The organism is Pseudoalteromonas sp. QJM3NY_22 (assembly GCF_056173065.1).
Map to the genome: position 1 here is coordinate 2,048,320 of NZ_CM149655.1, position 16,367 is coordinate 2,064,686.

Below are 16,367 nucleotides of genomic sequence, written 5' to 3' on the forward strand. Positions count from 1 at the left end.
CATGTAAGAATAAGTAAAAACCGAGCAAAGCTTCCGCGTCCTGCTCACGCCCCTTACCTACATCCCTGTCTCTTATACACAAGTCTTTGAATATCGTTAAGTCTGTGATCTAATCGATCATCATCACTCATAGATTTATCATATGCACACAAACACTTCTGAAGAATGGGCTCAATTAATTTTTGGTAATGCTAATTTAGGAGATCCGAGACGCACCCGACGATTAGCTCTACTAGCAAGCGATATGGCTGAGAATGCAGACAGCTCAATTGTTAAGGCTTCTGATACACCCGCAAAAATTGAAGCCGCTTATCGTTTCATTAGAAATGAGAAAATATCCCCTCAAGCGATTGCCGATTCAGGATTCTCACAAACGAGTGAAGCGGTAAAGCAGTTGCCTTTGGTTCTCGCTATCCAAGATACGACAGGATTGACATTTAAACACAGTGTTTGCAAAGAATTAGGCGATGTGAACTGTGCAAATACATTAGGAAAACCATCAAAAACAAGAACGCTATATGCGCATTCAACTTTAGCAATTGATGCAGATACGGAGCACGTTATTGGTTTACTCGACCAGTCCTATTGGTTTAGGAAATCAAAGGTTAAAGGGACTAAAGATCAACAACAGCAACGCCCTTACGAAGAGAAAGAAAGCTATCGCTGGCAACAAACATTAATGGATATAAAAAAACGTACAGGTGAATTATCAAATATACTTAACATCTGCGACAGAGAAGCTGACATTTATGAGTACATGACTTACCAAAAAGATGAAGGGCATCGATTTTTAGTCAGAGCAAAAGAAAATAGAAAATTAATAGAGCCTCAATGCAATCTCAATCAGTTAATAGAAACAGCGCAGGGTCAGTGTTGTTACACTATTAATATAGCGCAACGTGCGGGAAGAAAAGCGCGTCAGGCCCGAATTACATTGAGCTATCAACCTATAACACTCGCCAAGCCTAAGCGAGTACAAGGGCAAGAATCACCGACATTGAGCGTCAATGTCATTGTCTGTCAGGAAAAAGAAAGTACGCAAAAAAATCCATTATGTTGGATTTTATATACGACAGAGCCCGTAAATACAGCAGAAGATGCCCAGAAATTAGTAAGATACTATGAACTTCGCTGGCGTGTAGAGGAGTTTCATAAAACATGGAAAACAGATGGAACCGAAGTAGAAGATTTACGTTTGCAGCACAGTGATAATATTTTACGAATTGCGATCATTAAGGCGTTTATTGCTGTCAGGTTATTACAGCTGCAAAATATGGCGCAAAGGAGTGAATTAGACAAAGAAGTGAGATGTACAACTTGTGTTAAAGAGATGACGTGGAAATTACTATGGGCAAAGGTTGAAAAGGATGTGTTGCCGGATAAAGTACCGTCTCTCCATTGGCTATACTATAGTTTAGCGAAATTGGGAGGGTGGTATGACAGTAAAAGAAATGGTCGAGTTGGCGTAAAAGCACTCTGGAAGGGGTGGTTGAAATTAGCAGAAATGGTCGAATCTGCCGAATTGTTAATATCAATTCAGCAGACAGAAAAGTTGTGATCAAGAGACAGACCTACATCCACTTAGGCAACAAAGAGTAAATAGCCCCTAGGAAGAACCGTTTGGGCAGCGCCTGTTTGGCATTAATGCTACGTTATCGCCCATTTATGGGGAATGACCACACTGCATAGGCTCTGCCTTGCCTAAATACCAAACAGACTGCTGCAAATTTAACCTTGAAAGTTCAACAGACCCTCATTAAATTTAAGTTTTTAAGCGTGTCTTTATGGCGTGTTTGTTACTCAACCTATGTTATAATCCTGCGCAATTAGCTATTAAGGGTTATTACTTTGCAATTTATCGCACTTACTTCTATCGGAATCGAAAATTTATTGGTTGATGAGCTAACAGAACTTGGCGCAACTGTGTCTAAGCAAACTGTTGGTTCTGTTCGTTTTGAGGCTGACTCATTACTGGCGCAAAAGGTTTGTTTATCAAGTCGTTTTGCAACGCGTGTGCTTATGCTTATTGAAGAAAAAGAAGGCGTAGATGACAAGAATAGCCTGTATAATTTTGCGCGATCGCAACCTTGGCAAGAGTGGTTTGGACCAACTCAAACATTCGCTGTTGACTTCAACGGTACCAATGACTCATTAAAAAACACACAATTTTCGGGTCTTGTAATAAAAGATGCGATTGTTGATTATTTTAATGATTTATACGAGCAGCGTCCCAACGTTGATAAGCAAGACGCTAACGTACGTGTTGTTGCACGACTAAATCGTTACGGCGTTTCTATGTATATTGACTATTCTGGCCCTCGTTTGTCTGAACGTGGTTACCGCCAAGGCCAAGGTAAAGCGCCAATTAAAGAGCATTTAGCGGCTGCACTAATTAAGCGAAGTGGTTGGCTTGATAATGTAAAACAGCCTTTATTCGATCCATGTTGTGGTGCGGGTACTATTTTAATCGAAGCGGCCGGCATGGCACGAAACGAAGCGCCTGGATTGTTCCGTGAAGGCTTTGCTTTTGAACGTTTACCCAGTTTTAGAGCCGCTAAGTTTAAAGAACTTAAAGAAGAGTTACTTGCTAACATTACCGACCCTAAATTGTGGTTAATTGGCCACGATTACGATGAACAAGTTTTAAGTAAAGCGATTGATAATGCCAAACGGGCTGAGCTTGATGATGTTATTAAGTTTAAGCAAAGTGATGCCACTAAGCTTACAGCCGTTGCTAAGTTACCTGGTGTGGTAATTTCAAACTTACCTTATGGTGAGCGTATTGGTTCTATGGCTGAGCTTGTTGATTTACACCGTAATTTAGGTGTTGGCTTTAAAAAGCACTTTAATCATTGGAAACTTGCCTTACTGGGTATGGACGAGAGCTTATTTAAACTTTTAAAACTTGTGCGTCTTAAGCGTTATAAGTTTAAAAATGGCCCACTTGATGTTGAACTCAACTTATATCAATTAGATGATAAGCAAGTAAGTTTGACCACCGATGATAAAAAAGCGCTTAATTTTGAAGGCTCTACGTCATTCGCAAATAGATTGAAAAAGAATAAGCAAGGCTTAAAAAACTGGCTTAAACAAAATAAAGTAGACGCTTATCGTGTTTATGAAGCGGATATCCCTGAGTACAATGTTGCTGTAGATATTTACGGTGATTCAGCGGTTATTTTTGAATATGCAGCGCCTAAAGAAATTGATGAAAAAACATCAGAAAAACGCCTGCAAGACGTAATAACATTGACTTCGCAACAACTTGATATCTCACCTGAAAATATTGCTGTAAAAGTGCGTAAAAAGCAAAAGGGTGAAGACCAGTATACCGCTATGTCTAAACAAAACCGAACTATGGTAGTTGAAGAGTTTGGTGCTAAGTTTAAAGTTAATTTATTCGACTACTTAGACACAGGTTTATTTTTAGATCACCGTTTAATGCGTCGTTATATTCAAGAAAATGCAAAAGATAAACGCTTTTTAAACTTGTTTGCATACACAGGTACTGCCTCTGTGCATGCTGCACTTGGTGGCGCTAAAGCAATTACAACAGTTGATTTATCTAAAACCTATTTGAAATGGGGCCAAGATAACTTCGATTTAAACAATATCAGTAATACCCGTTACCGTTTTGAACAAGCAGATTGTTTAAAGTGGTTAGAGCATGCGACAGCACAATATGATTTGATATTTTTAGACCCTCCAACGTTCTCAAACTCAAAACGTATGAAAGACGCGTTTGATGTGCAAAGCGATCACATTAAATTATTAACGTGGGTTAAAAAGATCTTAAGTCCATCGGGTACTTTAATTTTCTCTAATAACAAACGTGGTTTTGTAATGGATGAAGTTGGCCTGATTGGTTTAGGCTTAAAAGCCGTTAATATCTCAGATAAAACATTATCACCAGACTTCAAACGTAATAAAAAAATCCATAATAGCTGGCTAATTACGCATGGCTAAATGGATTTTATATCATACTGATGGTTGCCACTTGTGCGAGCACGCTGAGCAACTTATCACTGAAGTACTTCGTGATGCTAGTGAGTTATTACTCATTGATATTATGACTGATGAGCAGCTTATTGCTGAGTATCAAATTACTATTCCTGTATTAAAAAGTGAAAAAGGCGAGAAATTATATTGGCCTTTTACCTTACACTCTGTGCGCGAATTTTTAGCACAAGCAGAATAAGAGCAAATAAGAACTATGGATCTAATTAGAATTTTAAAAGCACAACTTGCTTTTGGTACACATGCTTTGCTTAATAAAGCAGATGCGGTTATAGAAAGTGGCGAAAGAGTGTGTGTTGTTGGTCGAAATGGCGCGGGCAAGTCAACGCTGCTAAAAGTACTTGATGGACAAGTTGTTTTAGATGATGGCGAAATAAATCAACTCGGTGGCATTCGAATTTCTCGCTTAGAGCAAGATCCACCAAAAGGTGCAAGTGGCACTGTATTTGATTACGTTGCGCAAGGTATGCCAGAAATTGCTAACTTACTCATTGATTTTCATCATGTTAGTAACGAATTGCAAACACAGTGTACTGATAAGTTATTAAACAAGCTTGAACGTTTATCAAACCAACTTGAAGCCGCTGATGGCTGGCGCTTTGATAGCAGAATTCAATTAGTCTTAACACAATTAGAGCTAACGCCAGAGGCTAAACTTGAGTCCCTTTCTGGTGGTTGGTTACGCAAAGTGGCACTTGCGCGTGCACTTGTAAGTGAGCCTGATTTATTGCTACTAGATGAGCCGACAAACCATTTAGACATGGCAAGTGTCATGTGGCTTGAACAGTTTTTAAAAGAATTTAAAGGCGGCATTGTATTTATATCACATGACCGTGCGTTTATTCGTGCTGTTGCTACGCGTATTTTAGATTTAGATCGCGGTAAACTTATTTCGTACCCAGGTGATTACGCGACTTATCTAGAGCAAAAAGCGCATGATTTAAAAGTAGAAGAAGCGCAAAATGCATTATTTGATAAGCGCTTAGCAGAAGAAGAAACGTGGATTCGCCAAGGTGTTAAAGCGCGTAGAACACGTAACGAAGGGCGTGTTAGAGAGTTAAAGCAGCTACGTAATGAGCGCAAACAACGTGTTGATCAAGTTGGTAAAACTGACTTTAATATTGAAACAGCAGACCGCTCTGGTAAATTAGTATTTGAAGCTCAGCACCTTTGCCATGCATTTAAAGACAAAGTTATTGCTGATGATTTTTCGACACTTGTTATGCGTGGTGACAGAATCGGCTTAGTAGGTCCAAATGGTATTGGTAAAACAACACTATTAAAACTAATGTTTGGTGATTTAGAACCAGATAGCGGCATAACTAAGCAAGGTGTTAATTTAGAATTTGCTTACTTTGATCAGTACCGTGAAAAACTTGACGAAGAAGCAACAGTTCAAGATAACGTTGCCGAAGGTAAACAAGAAGTGATGATGGGCGGTCGTTCACGTCATGTTTTAGGTTATCTGCAAGACTTTTTATTCCCGCCAGCACGCGCTCGTACACCGGTTAAAGCACTCTCTGGTGGTGAAAAAAATAGACTGCTGTTAGCTAAACTGTTTTTAAAACCATCTAATATACTTGTTCTCGATGAGCCAACGAATGACTTGGATATTGAAACATTAGAGTTACTAGAGGACATTATTAATCAATATCAAGGTACAGTGCTGATTGTAAGCCATGACCGAGAATTTATTGATAATACATGTTCTAGTGTATGGGCATTTGAAGGCAATGGTAAAGTAACAGATATCGTTGGTGGTTATAGCGACTATGAAGCCTATGTTAGTTACTTAGCTGAACAAGAAAAAAAAATTCAGCAACAACCAGTAAAAAAAGTTGAAAAAGTAGTAACTCCAGCTGCCAAACCTGCAGCTAAGGCAAATAAACTCTCTTACAAATTAAAACTTGAATTAGAGCAACTACCGAATAAAATGGAAAAACTAGAAGCTGAAATTGAAGCTCAACAAGCTGTAGTGAGTGACGCAGACTTTTTTAAACAAGAGAGTGATGTAACAACTAAAGCATTGAACCATTTAGCACAACTTGAGTCTGACCTTGAAGCTGCCCTTGAGCGCTGGGAAGAACTTGAAGAATTACAGAATCAGTAGTAAGGACTAAAATGAAATATAAATTACTCGCTGCCAGTATTTTAGCGACATTAAGCACTTCAGCAATAAGTGCGACATATCAATTAACTGAGTTAGGGTCTTCTGAAAACGCTAAACACTCTTACGTTACCGATGTTAGTGAAAGCGGCCATATTATTGGTGTCGCTAATGGTTTATATAATTTACCAATTGATACAAGCTATATAGATTTTACTGAAAGTATTATCAAGAATAGTTACAGTAATACAGAAGATGCATTTGAGTTAAGCGATAAAGTAATTACCTTTACGCTTGATGATATCGAAAACAATGATGCTGTAGCGACTAACTCTGACGCTCATAGTTTTATGATTAGCTTTTTATCATCGATTTCTACAAATTTTGAGTATCAGAAAATAAGTTCATTAATAGGCGTTAATTTTAATGATTCTACTTTAACAGAGCAGCCTTTATTTGATATAGCTTCAGTTGATTACGATGGATTAACGCGCTCTACTACGAATTTGTATAATGCTGTTAGCGAAGATGGTGTTTCAGTTGGTTGGGGCAGTGCACCCTACGATAAAGTTTTATTCACTCCTGATGGAGATGACGAAGCTGAAACATGGTTCACTCATGAATTTATAGAGCGTGGGATTGTAATAAGTGCTGATGGCAGTATAAGTGTTGAGTTAGAACCTGAATTCAATGAATATGGCGGCACAAGCCGCGCTAACGACATTATTAAAACAAATAGTGGTTATACTGTAGTAGGTAACGTTTCAACTAGTATACCAGTTGAAATACAAGATGATATTGATGATGGGTGTGATAATGAAGATGAACCTATATCAGTATGTGTTAATTTATTAAATTCTAATTTTTCACGAGGCTTATTTAATAAGCGTGCTGTTAAATGGGAACTTGATGAATCGTTAAATATTACTTCTGTCGAAGAACTTGGTTTAGCACTGACACCTGATGAAGGTGAAACTGAAGATGATGCATTTATAAGTACTGCACTTGCGGTTAATAGTAATGGTGTTGCTGTAGGTTCATCGCATACGCGATACTATAAAGATGATGACATTATATTAACCATGCCCGTTTATTATAAAGATGGTGCGGTAGTTGATTTTATAAATCAAGAAGATGATTGGCAAGGCGGTAAAGCATTAGCAATAAGTAATAATGATGTTATTACGGGTTATGCTATTAAACGAATTGAAGGAACACTTCGAAATAAGTTTTTTTATCATGATATAGCAACAGGCAATACGGTATTTCCTACTGACTATTTTTCTAGTTCAAGTTCTTATGGTAATGATATAAATAGCCAAGGTTATATTGTTGGGGAAGGTGAGGTAGGTGTTTCAGATAGCTCACGTCGTAAAGAGGCATTTGTATACAAGATTGGCGAAGATAAAATAACCAACCTAAATGACTTATTACCATGCTATGAAACTGATGGTGAGACAAATTATGCTTATACAATGACTGAAGCTAAAGTAATTAACGAAAATAATGAGATTTTTGGTGTAGCAACCAAAACAGTTGAAAAACGTGATTCTTTAGGTGGAATTGTTACTGATATTGAAGGCAATATTGAGTTTGAAAGTGTCGCAGTTGCAGTAAAGTTAACTCCTATTGCTAATGGTGAAGTTGAAAACTGTGCACCCCCTGAAGCAGAAATTTATGAACGTAACTCTGCGAGCTTTCCTTGGTTCACATTATTATTACTACCCTTAGTTGGTATAAGACGTATATTCCGTTTTTAATTAACTAAAGTGATTTGCATAAAAAATCCCAACTTCATTAAGTTGGGATTTTTTTCGTCTATAGTAATTAGAGCTTATAAATATTTGGTTATTTGGTTATTTGTTGCGTGTTGCCCACGCTTTGACTACCGAACGTCGCCAAATAATATCTATACTAAAGTAAGCAATTATGCTCGCGATAGAGGCGCATACCAATGAGCCAATTAAAAAAGCGGGTCCAATGGTTTCTATACTTTCTAGAAACCAAGCCCAGCTAGGTTCGAAGGCAAAGTGTTGCTCTGGCTGGTTTAAAATTAATGTACCAACTAAATACGACCCGTAGAATATAGGGGGCATAGTTAATGGATTTGTAAGCCAAACTAAAGCAACCGAAATAGGTAAGTTAACTCTAAATACAATAGCTCCTGCTGCGGCTAAGACCATTTGAAAGGGAACAGGGATGAAAGCAAAAAATAGCCCAACAGCAAATGCTCCTCGAGCGGACCGTCTATTTAAGTGCCAAAGATTTGCATCTTGCAAAAGGTGCCCAAATATTCTTAGATATTTATGATGTCTAATTTTATTTGGATCAGGTAAAAATCTTTGGATCGTTTTTTTAGCCATTTAAAGCAACCATTTACATCAGTGTGGATAAGTCTTGGGTTTGTAATTGGCTGTATTGCAACCGTATTTTATTATCAAACTCTCGAATTTATAATATTCACAATATCAGTCCTTATTGTGAGTTTGTATTTTAAGCCGTTTTTAAATGTATTGTTAGGCTTTATTTGCGCTATTTGTTGTGTATCACTGCATTATTATACTTTTTATAATTTTGAAAGCCCAAAACAGGATGAAAAGTATGCATATACAGCTGAGCTAATTGTCGAAGATATAATTTCAAATAAGCAACCTCAATACATAAGAGTAAAAATAATAGAATTTGATACTGATCGATACGCCTATTTTAGGGCACCGAGTGCAATGCTGAGTGTGAATTCTGAACAAATACTTTTTGTTGGTGATACTTTTAAAGCAACAATAGCTATAAAAAACTTTCGAAGTACTAAAAATTTTAATGTATTTGATAACGAGAGATATGCTTTTACACAACGAATATTTTTTAAAGGAAAAATACTCAATAAAGAACTTATGGTTGCGCGTAATAAAAAACACAGCCACCTTATAAATTATAGGGAGTATATAAAGAGGACTTACAGTAATACAAAACTTAAATGGCTATATTATGCACTATTAACGGGTGATAAGTCGTTAATGAGCTTTACAGATAAGCAATTAATGCAATCATTGGGGTTGAGCCATTTACTGGCAATATCCGGATTACACATCGGGTTAATATTTAGTTTTTGCTATGTAATTACGCGACTTTTATTTAAACAAATAAAATACGCTGGTAAGCAGACTAAAAACCTGTCTGTTATTTATAGTCTAGTTGGATTTGTTGGATCGTTTATCTATGTATATTTGAGTGATTTTTTAGTTTCAGCTACACGCGCCTTAATTATGCTTGGGTGTTATTTAGCACTCTACTTTTTGGCAAAACAACCATTACGTTGGCGAAGTATTTTATATGCACTTGTTATTCTGCTTATAATTAATCCTTTTAATGTATTAAACGCTGGGCTGTATTTCTCGTTTATTGCTGTGGTTATTATATTTCTAGTTGTTAAGCAAATACCGATTTTTAATACATCATTTCTAAATAAGGTCGTTGCATTAACTGTCGTTCAAATTGCTTTATTTATTGGTTTATTACCACTTTCATTATACTTCTTTAATGGCGTGAGCTTAGTTGGTTTAGTACTGAACTTAATTGCTATCCCATTACTTTCTTTAGTCGTTATGCCTTGTCTAATTATTATCACATTTATTAGCAGCTTACTTGATATAGGCATAATTATTAGTGTTTTTGATGAAAGCTTAAGTTATTTATTCGAATGGCTATTGAAAATACCTAGTTATATTCGTTGGTTAAATATAGGTAATATTGACGCTATTGTTGTTGTTTTTTCATACATTACTATTTCGATTTTTTATTTAGTCCCATATAAATGGCTAGCAGGTATCCCATTAAGTGTCATATTGTTTAACTACTTAATAGTGGATAAGCCAAAATGGCAATTACATGTTTTTGATGTAGGACATGGATTAATGGTGCTAATAGAAAAAGATAAACATGCACTAATTTATGATTTTGGGCCTAGTTATTTTAATCGTTTTAGTCGTACCCGTAGTATTTTACTGCCCTTTATTGAGTCAAATAATCTTACTGTATCAACAGCTATTTTAAGTCATGAAGATAACGATCATGCGGGCGGTGTAGATCATTTTATAAAAGCAGGCTACGAAACTCGTTTTACCACATTTCATCCCAATAACTTACAAGACACTTGCAAAGTAACCAAAATAGATATTTTTGGCCTTCAAATTGAAAGCTTTAAAACGTTAAACTTCAAAAATGAGAATGATGATTCATGCGTTATTCGTGTTGCTGATAAAACCCACAGTGTCTTATTAACGGGTGATATATCTAAACAACGAGAGTTGCAATTATTGCAAGAGAACTATTTTTTAAAAAGTACCGTTATGCTAAGCCCACATCATGGGAGTGATACATCGTCTAGTAATGAGTTTATAAGTGATGTAAATCCTAAAATTGTTATTCATTCTAGTGCTTACAAAGGACAATGGCACTTCCCGAAGGAGGAGGTTGTTGATCGTTACGACAAAATAAATGCAACTCAATATGTGACAGGTCAACAAGGACAAATAAGTATTGAATTTTACAATGATAATGTTCGAGTAAAAGCGGCTCGAGAGGATGAAAGTTACTGGTTTATCAAAAATTGACGTTTTGTTTTAGTGTCCCTAAGGATACAATAGAGTCTGTAATTGTATGAAGAGAGTGTTATGGATCAAAGTACTACACAAATTTATAAACGGTTAATTTCTTACGTCGGTGCATATAAGAGTGTAGCCTTCGTCGCTATTATAGGAATGATTGGCTATTCAGGAATGGACGCGCTATTTATTCAATTAATGAAACCATTTATTGATGAAGGTTTGAACCAACGAAACAGCGATGTATTAAAGTATGCTCCATTTGTTGTTATTGCACTGGTGATTGGGCGTGGTATTTTTAATTTTATGTCATCGTATTGTTTAAGCTATGTAGGTTCACAAGTTGTACGATCTTTACGCCAAGAGTTATTTGAGCACATATTGCATTTGCCCGTTTCTTTTCATGACAAAAACTCTACGGGCGATTTAATTTCAAAAATCACTTTTGACACAGAGCAAGTTCAACAAGCAATAACTAAAGCGCTACTTATTGTTGTACGTGAAGGGGCCTTTGTCGTCTTTTTACTTGGTGTAATGTTTTATACCAGTTGGAAGCTCTCACTTATATTTCTAGTCATCATCCCTCTTGTCGCTATTATTGTAGCGGTTGTATCGAAACGTTTTCGCCATATTTCTAAAAGTATCCAATCAGCTATGGGGCAGGTTACACGTAGCACTGAACAAATGCTTAGCGGACATAAAGTAATTCACGGGTTTGGTGGACAAGAGCAAGAAATAAATAAATTTTCTAAAATTAATAATCATAACCGTCAGCAGCGTATTAAAATGGATGCGACAAAAGCCTTAAGTGTATCCATTATTCAAATACTCGCCGCAAGTGCTATGGCTGTTATTTTATGGGTGGTATCGATGCCTTCTATGATTGATACTATAAGCTCTGGGGATTTTGTTGTTTTGATATCATCAATGATGATGTTGCTGCGCCCACTTAAACAATTGGCTAATGTTAATAGCGATATGCAACGTGGCATTTCTGCATCTCAAAGTATATTTTTAATACTTGATGAAAATGTAGAGAAAGATACTGGCACAGTCGCTGTTGATAAAGTTAAAGGGTTAATTGAAGTTAAAAATGTAACCTTTAAGTACCCAACTAAAGATGAAGCCGTATTAAACGAATTGTCGCTAACGATTAAAGCGGGTGAAAGTATTGCCTTAGTAGGGCGCTCAGGCTCGGGTAAATCAACTATTTCTAATTTATTACCACGTTACTATGATTTAGATCTGCCGAGTGAAATATTACTTGATGGCATAGCCCTGCAGGATTATAAATTAACAGATTTGCGTCGCCAATTTGCTTTGGTTTCTCAGCAAGTCGTGTTATTTAACGATACGATTGCCAACAATATTTGTTATGGCATAAAGCATGATGTAACTAATGACGAATTAGTACAAGTAGCAAAACAAGCGCATGTTTGGGAGTTTGTTAAAGATCTTCCAGAACAATTAAACACCATGGTAGGTGAAAATGGCGTAATGCTTTCTGGTGGTCAACGCCAGCGTATAGCGATAGCGCGTGCAATATTAAAAGATGCACCTATTTTGATTTTAGATGAAGCAACATCAGCACTTGATACAGAGTCTGAAAAGCTTATTCAGCAAGCGTTAGAAACGCTAATGAAAGACAAAACCTCAATTGTTATTGCGCATCGCTTATCTACTATTGAAAACAGTGACCGAATTTATGTTATTGATAACGGTCGTGTAATAGAAAGTGGCGATCACAATAGCTTATTAGCAAATGACGGTACGTATTCAGCCCTATGCAAAATGCAGTTTGGTGATCAGGCGTGAGCAAAATAGAACAAAGTTGGTATAAACCATTTAGTCTAATTACTTTATTGTTATTACCATTGAGTGCTCTGTTTTGGATTGTATCGACATTTCGAAAATGCTTGTACAGCGCTAAAATAATTAAAGCGTTTGAGTGTAAAACGCCTGTTATTGTAGTCGGCAATATAAGTGTAGGCGGCAATGGTAAAACACCTTTTGTTTTGTGGTTGTATGAGTATTTGACCGAGCAAGGTTTATCAGTGGGTATTATTAGTAGAGGCTACGGTGGGCAATCAGATAATTACCCGCTGTTAGTCACTTCAGTTGTTAACGCCCAACAGGCTGGAGATGAGCCTGTACTTTTATACCACCGTTTAAAATGCCCAATAGCGGTTGGTCCTAATAGACAACACAATATCGATTTATTAGAAAATAACTATACGCTAGATGTCATTATTTCTGATGACGGAATGCAGCATTATAAAATGCCACGTAGCATTGAGTGTTGTATTGTTGATAGTGAACGCCGTTTTGGTAATGGCTTTGTTATGCCAGCAGGGCCACTTCGCGAAACAACTAAACGCTTACAAAATGTGGATATAGTAATTGAAAATGGTGGTGAGGCTAATAATAGCTACACGCTAAAAGTAAGTAACTTACGATTAGTTAATTCAAGTGATGATGTAAAACACACAGTTACTCATGCACATGCAATAAGTGCAATTGGTAATCCTAAACGGTTTGAAAACTCACTTGAAGCACAAGGCATTACGTTATTATCGACTCATCATTTTAAAGATCACTATGCTTATACAGCCGATGATTTTGCCCAGTTTGGCGATGATTACATTATAATGACCGAAAAAGACGCCGCTAAATGTCAGTCCTTTGCCAAACTTAATTGGTATTATTTACCAGTAGATGCACAACCTACCGATAGCGTTATAAATAAACTAAATTCATTATTAAAAGAAAAAGGAATACTCAATGGCCTTTGATACAAAACTACTCGAGATAATTGCTTGCCCAGTAGGCAAGGGTAAATTACGTTTTGATAGAGAAAATAACGAACTAATTAGCACGGCAGCTAAACTTGCTTATCCTGTAAAAGATGATATTCCAGTATTGCTTGAAAATGAAGCGCGTGAGTTATCTTTAGAAGAGGTTGAAAAGTGGAATTCGTAGTTGTTATACCTGCGCGTTTTGCATCAACCCGACTACCAGGAAAACCACTTGCCGATATATGCGGTAAGCCAATGGTTCAACATGTTTACGAAAAAGCATGTTTATCAGGGGCTAGCAAAGTTATTGTAGCAACCGATCATCAAAAAGTATTTGATGCAGTAAGTTTATTTACTAGCGACGTAGTAATGACTCGCGAAGATCACCAGTCTGGTACTGAACGGTTAGCAGAAGTAGTTGATTTACTTGAACTTGATAACGATACAATTGTGGTTAACGTACAAGGCGATGAGCCATTACTTGCACCAGAAAACGTATCTCAAGTTGCTGCACTATTAAGTGATTCAACAGCACCAATGGCAACGTTAAGTGTTGCTATTGAAGAGCGTGATGAAGTATTTAATCCTAATGCCGTTAAAGTGGTGAGTGATATAAATAAAAATGCCCTGTATTTCTCTCGTGCAAGTATACCGTTTGATAGAAATACAATGATGGATGATAGCACGGCTCTTAATTTATCACCGTTCCAACGCCATGTAGGTATTTATGCGTACAGAGCGGGTTTTATTAAACAATATATAGAACTGAGTGTATCACCACTTGAATTGCTTGAATCGCTTGAGCAGTTACGTGTCTTGTATCATGGTTATAAAATCAAAATAGAACAAGCTCAAATAGCTCCCCATGCAGGTGTCGATACGCCCGATGACTTAGCTAAAGTGATAGCGCATATTAAAAGTAAAAACGTGTGAGTGAGCAAGTAAGTAAGATATTAAACGTTGTTTATACACATAACGATTTTTATATTTTAGAAAAGCCAGCAGGTCTTAATTTTCATTCAGAAGAGGGGCCTGGTTTTGTTGTGTTAGCCGAACAACAATTATCGCAAAAGCTTTATGGCGTTCATCGTTTAGATAAAGTGACATCAGGGCTTATTATTTTAGCAAGAAACAAAGCCTCTGCAGCCGCCTTTACTGTTATGTTTACTGAGCATGCGATTAATAAATTTTATTTAGCGATTAGTGATGCTAAACCTAAAAAGAAGCAAGGGTGGATAAAAGGCGATATGGCTAAATCTCGCCGTGGCTCATTTAAGTTACTAACGAGTACACTTAACCCTGCAATCACCCGATTCTATTCTCTGAGTTATAAGCCAGGATTTAGAGGGTATATTTTAAAACCTTATTCAGGAAAGACGCATCAATTAAGAGTGGCACTAAAAAGTGTGGGCGCAGCTATTTTTGGCGATGCAATGTATTCAGGCACGCCTTCAAATCGTACCTATTTACATGCATATGCGTTAAGCTTTTTATGGCAAGGTGAACAAATACAGCTAACTTTATTACCCGATAGTGGTGATGAGTATTTGGCGTTAATTAAACATCAAGATTTTCAAGCATGGCAATCGCCATGGCAACTGGATTGGTAAATGAGCGAAAAAGTTACAGATATACGTTTTGGCGGGATCAAACGTCTATATGGTCATCAACAGTTTGATTGGCTTCAAGAAGCACACTTTTGTGTAGTAGGTATTGGTGGTGTAGGAAGCTGGGCGGTTGAAGCGCTCGCGCGTACTGGTGTTGGTAAAATAACATTGATTGATTTGGATGATATTTGCGCCACTAACGTAAATAGGCAAATTCATGCGTTAACGGGCACTATTGGTCAAGCTAAAGTCGATGCAATGAAAGCGCGCTGCGAGCTTATTAACCCAGAATGCCAAATTAATGTAATAGATGATTTTATTACACTTGATAATATTCAAGAACATATTCAAGGTTTTGATTATGTGATTGATTGTATTGATGCAGTTAAAGAAAAGGCGGCATTAATAGCGCATTGTAAACGTAATAAACTCCCTATAATTACAACCGGTGGTGCTGGCGGGCAAACTGATCCTAGCCAAATAACTTTTGGTGATGTAGCTAAAACTACGCAAGACCCATTACTTGCAAAAGTGCGCTATATTTTGCGCAAGCAGTATAATTTTAGTAATAACCCTAAGCGTAAGTTCAATATTGATTGTGTTTACTCAACAGAGCAATTGGTTTACCCAGGAAGCGATGGCAGTGTATGTCATGCTAAGCAAAGTGCTGATGGCTCGATGAATATGGACTGTAATAATGGTTTTGGATCTGTGACTATGAACACAGGAAGCTTCGGCTTTTTTGTTGCGGCAAAAGCTGTTCGAAAATATTTGGATAAAAAGCAGCGTCTACTTACAACGCTTGATTGTGATAGAGCTTAGAGCACTTTTTGTTGTGCCATGGTTTTTATTTTTTCAATCATGGCTTTAATTCCATTGCCACGAGAAGGGCTTAAGTGACTAATTAAGCCTAATTTTTCAAACTCTTCATACGCATCAATTTTAATTACCTGCTCTGGTGTTAAACCGTTATACAGCGCTAATATTAAGGCTAGTAAGCCTTTTACAATACGTGTATCTGAGTCACCTATAACGACTAAAGAGCTCTCTGTTAAATCAAACTCTACAAACATCCACACTTTACTTTCGCAGCCTGGTACAAGGGCATCATCAATTTTCAGCGATTCTGGTAATATAGGTAATGTTTTACCCAACAGCATTATTTCACGATATTTTTGCTGCCAAGCGGGTGCATTTTTTATAGATTCAGTGACTTTTTTAAACGTATTTGTCATGAGTT

Annotated in this window: 14 protein-coding genes; 12 read left to right on the forward strand and 2 right to left on the reverse strand. The window is 37.0% G+C overall.

Annotated features, from left to right (window positions below; genetic code table 11):
- The first annotated feature begins 142 nt into the window (after nt 1–142).
- The 5 genes from AC0VZ4_RS09140 (at nt 143) to AC0VZ4_RS09160 (ending at nt 7,884) form a co-directional block, all read left to right on the forward strand.
- Entirely contained in the window at nt 143–1,558 is a 1,416-nt protein-coding gene (locus AC0VZ4_RS09140; RefSeq protein WP_475441524.1) for an IS4 family transposase, read from the forward strand.
- A 290-nt stretch (nt 1,559–1,848) separates the two neighbouring features.
- Nucleotides 1,849–3,966: a bifunctional 23S rRNA (guanine(2069)-N(7))-methyltransferase RlmK/23S rRNA (guanine(2445)-N(2))-methyltransferase RlmL gene (rlmKL, locus tag AC0VZ4_RS09145; RefSeq protein WP_007375734.1), complete on the forward strand. Its 2,118-nt coding sequence runs from the start codon at nt 1,849–1,851 to the stop codon at nt 3,964–3,966.
- Nucleotides 3,959–4,198 (forward strand): glutaredoxin family protein, encoded by a 240-nt coding sequence (locus tag AC0VZ4_RS09150; protein WP_475441525.1) that lies wholly within the window; start codon nt 3,959–3,961, stop codon nt 4,196–4,198. Before rlmKL ends, AC0VZ4_RS09150 begins: the two co-directional genes overlap by 8 nt.
- Before the next feature lie 15 nt (nt 4,199–4,213).
- On the forward strand, nt 4,214–6,127 hold the full coding sequence (gene uup, locus AC0VZ4_RS09155) for an ATP-binding cassette ATPase Uup (protein ID WP_475441526.1): 1,914 nt from the start codon (nt 4,214–4,216) through the stop codon (nt 6,125–6,127).
- A gap of 11 nt (nt 6,128–6,138) precedes the next feature.
- A complete protein-coding gene (locus AC0VZ4_RS09160; protein ID WP_475441527.1) occupies nt 6,139–7,884 on the forward strand; it encodes a DUF3466 family protein in 1,746 nt (581 codons plus the stop codon).
- A 96-nt stretch (nt 7,885–7,980) separates the two neighbouring features.
- Here the strand turns inward: AC0VZ4_RS09160 and AC0VZ4_RS09165 are convergent, their stop codons facing one another.
- Nucleotides 7,981–8,487, reverse strand: coding sequence for a DUF2062 domain-containing protein (locus tag AC0VZ4_RS09165; RefSeq protein WP_033014898.1), 507 nt, complete (start codon nt 8,485–8,487; stop codon nt 7,981–7,983).
- Between AC0VZ4_RS09165 and AC0VZ4_RS09170 the strand changes: the two genes are divergently transcribed.
- The 7 genes from AC0VZ4_RS09170 to tcdA are packed head-to-tail and all read left to right on the forward strand — an operon-like array spanning nt 8,467 to nt 15,949.
- Entirely contained in the window at nt 8,467–10,734 is a 2,268-nt protein-coding gene (locus AC0VZ4_RS09170; RefSeq protein ID WP_475441528.1) for a DNA internalization-related competence protein ComEC/Rec2, read from the forward strand. The genes AC0VZ4_RS09165 and AC0VZ4_RS09170 overlap by 21 nt on opposite strands.
- Nucleotides 10,735–10,794: 60 nt before the next feature.
- Complete coding sequence (gene msbA, locus AC0VZ4_RS09175; RefSeq protein WP_475441529.1) at nt 10,795–12,540, forward strand: lipid A export permease/ATP-binding protein MsbA; 1,746 nt, start codon at nt 10,795–10,797, stop codon at nt 12,538–12,540.
- A complete protein-coding gene (gene lpxK, locus AC0VZ4_RS09180; protein ID WP_475441532.1) occupies nt 12,537–13,517 on the forward strand; it encodes a tetraacyldisaccharide 4'-kinase in 981 nt (326 codons plus the stop codon). Before msbA ends, lpxK begins: the two co-directional genes overlap by 4 nt.
- Nucleotides 13,507–13,704, forward strand: a complete 198-nt coding sequence (locus AC0VZ4_RS09185; protein ID WP_007375741.1) for a Trm112 family protein — start codon at nt 13,507–13,509, stop codon at nt 13,702–13,704. Before lpxK ends, AC0VZ4_RS09185 begins: the two co-directional genes overlap by 11 nt.
- A complete protein-coding gene (kdsB, locus tag AC0VZ4_RS09190) occupies nt 13,692–14,453 on the forward strand; it encodes a 3-deoxy-manno-octulosonate cytidylyltransferase (protein ID WP_149605436.1) in 762 nt (253 codons plus the stop codon). The genes AC0VZ4_RS09185 and kdsB overlap by 13 nt, the downstream gene beginning before the upstream one ends.
- Nucleotides 14,450–15,130, forward strand: coding sequence for a TIGR01621 family pseudouridine synthase (locus AC0VZ4_RS09195; protein ID WP_007375743.1), 681 nt, complete (start codon nt 14,450–14,452; stop codon nt 15,128–15,130). The genes kdsB and AC0VZ4_RS09195 overlap by 4 nt, the downstream gene beginning before the upstream one ends.
- The gene (tcdA, locus tag AC0VZ4_RS09200) at nt 15,131–15,949 is read left to right on the forward strand and encodes a tRNA cyclic N6-threonylcarbamoyladenosine(37) synthase TcdA (protein WP_475441533.1); all 819 of its coding nucleotides are present in this window, start codon (nt 15,131–15,133) and stop codon (nt 15,947–15,949) included.
- Here tcdA and AC0VZ4_RS09205 read toward each other — a convergent pair.
- Entirely contained in the window at nt 15,946–16,362 is a 417-nt protein-coding gene (locus AC0VZ4_RS09205; protein WP_007375745.1) for a SufE family protein, read from the reverse strand. The two genes, tcdA and AC0VZ4_RS09205, sit on opposite strands and share 4 nt — an antisense overlap.
- Between the last annotated feature and the right edge of the window lie 5 nt (nt 16,363–16,367).

Coding starts and splice junctions, on each gene's coding strand:
- tcdA (WP_475441533.1), top strand. CDS start 15,131: ATGAGCGAAAAAGTTACAGATATACGTTTTGGCGGGATCAAACGTCTA.
- AC0VZ4_RS09150 (WP_475441525.1), top strand. CDS start 3,959: ATGGCTAAATGGATTTTATATCATACTGATGGTTGCCACTTGTGCGAG.
- AC0VZ4_RS09205 (WP_007375745.1), bottom strand. CDS start 16,362: ATGACAAATACGTTTAAAAAAGTCACTGAATCTATAAAAAATGCACCC.
- AC0VZ4_RS09165 (WP_033014898.1), bottom strand. CDS start 8,487: ATGGCTAAAAAAACGATCCAAAGATTTTTACCTGATCCAAATAAAATT.
- uup (WP_475441526.1), top strand. CDS start 4,214: ATGGATCTAATTAGAATTTTAAAAGCACAACTTGCTTTTGGTACACAT.
- msbA (WP_475441529.1), top strand. CDS start 10,795: ATGGATCAAAGTACTACACAAATTTATAAACGGTTAATTTCTTACGTC.
- AC0VZ4_RS09140 (WP_475441524.1), top strand. CDS start 143: ATGCACACAAACACTTCTGAAGAATGGGCTCAATTAATTTTTGGTAAT.
- AC0VZ4_RS09185 (WP_007375741.1), top strand. CDS start 13,507: ATGGCCTTTGATACAAAACTACTCGAGATAATTGCTTGCCCAGTAGGC.
- AC0VZ4_RS09160 (WP_475441527.1), top strand. CDS start 6,139: ATGAAATATAAATTACTCGCTGCCAGTATTTTAGCGACATTAAGCACT.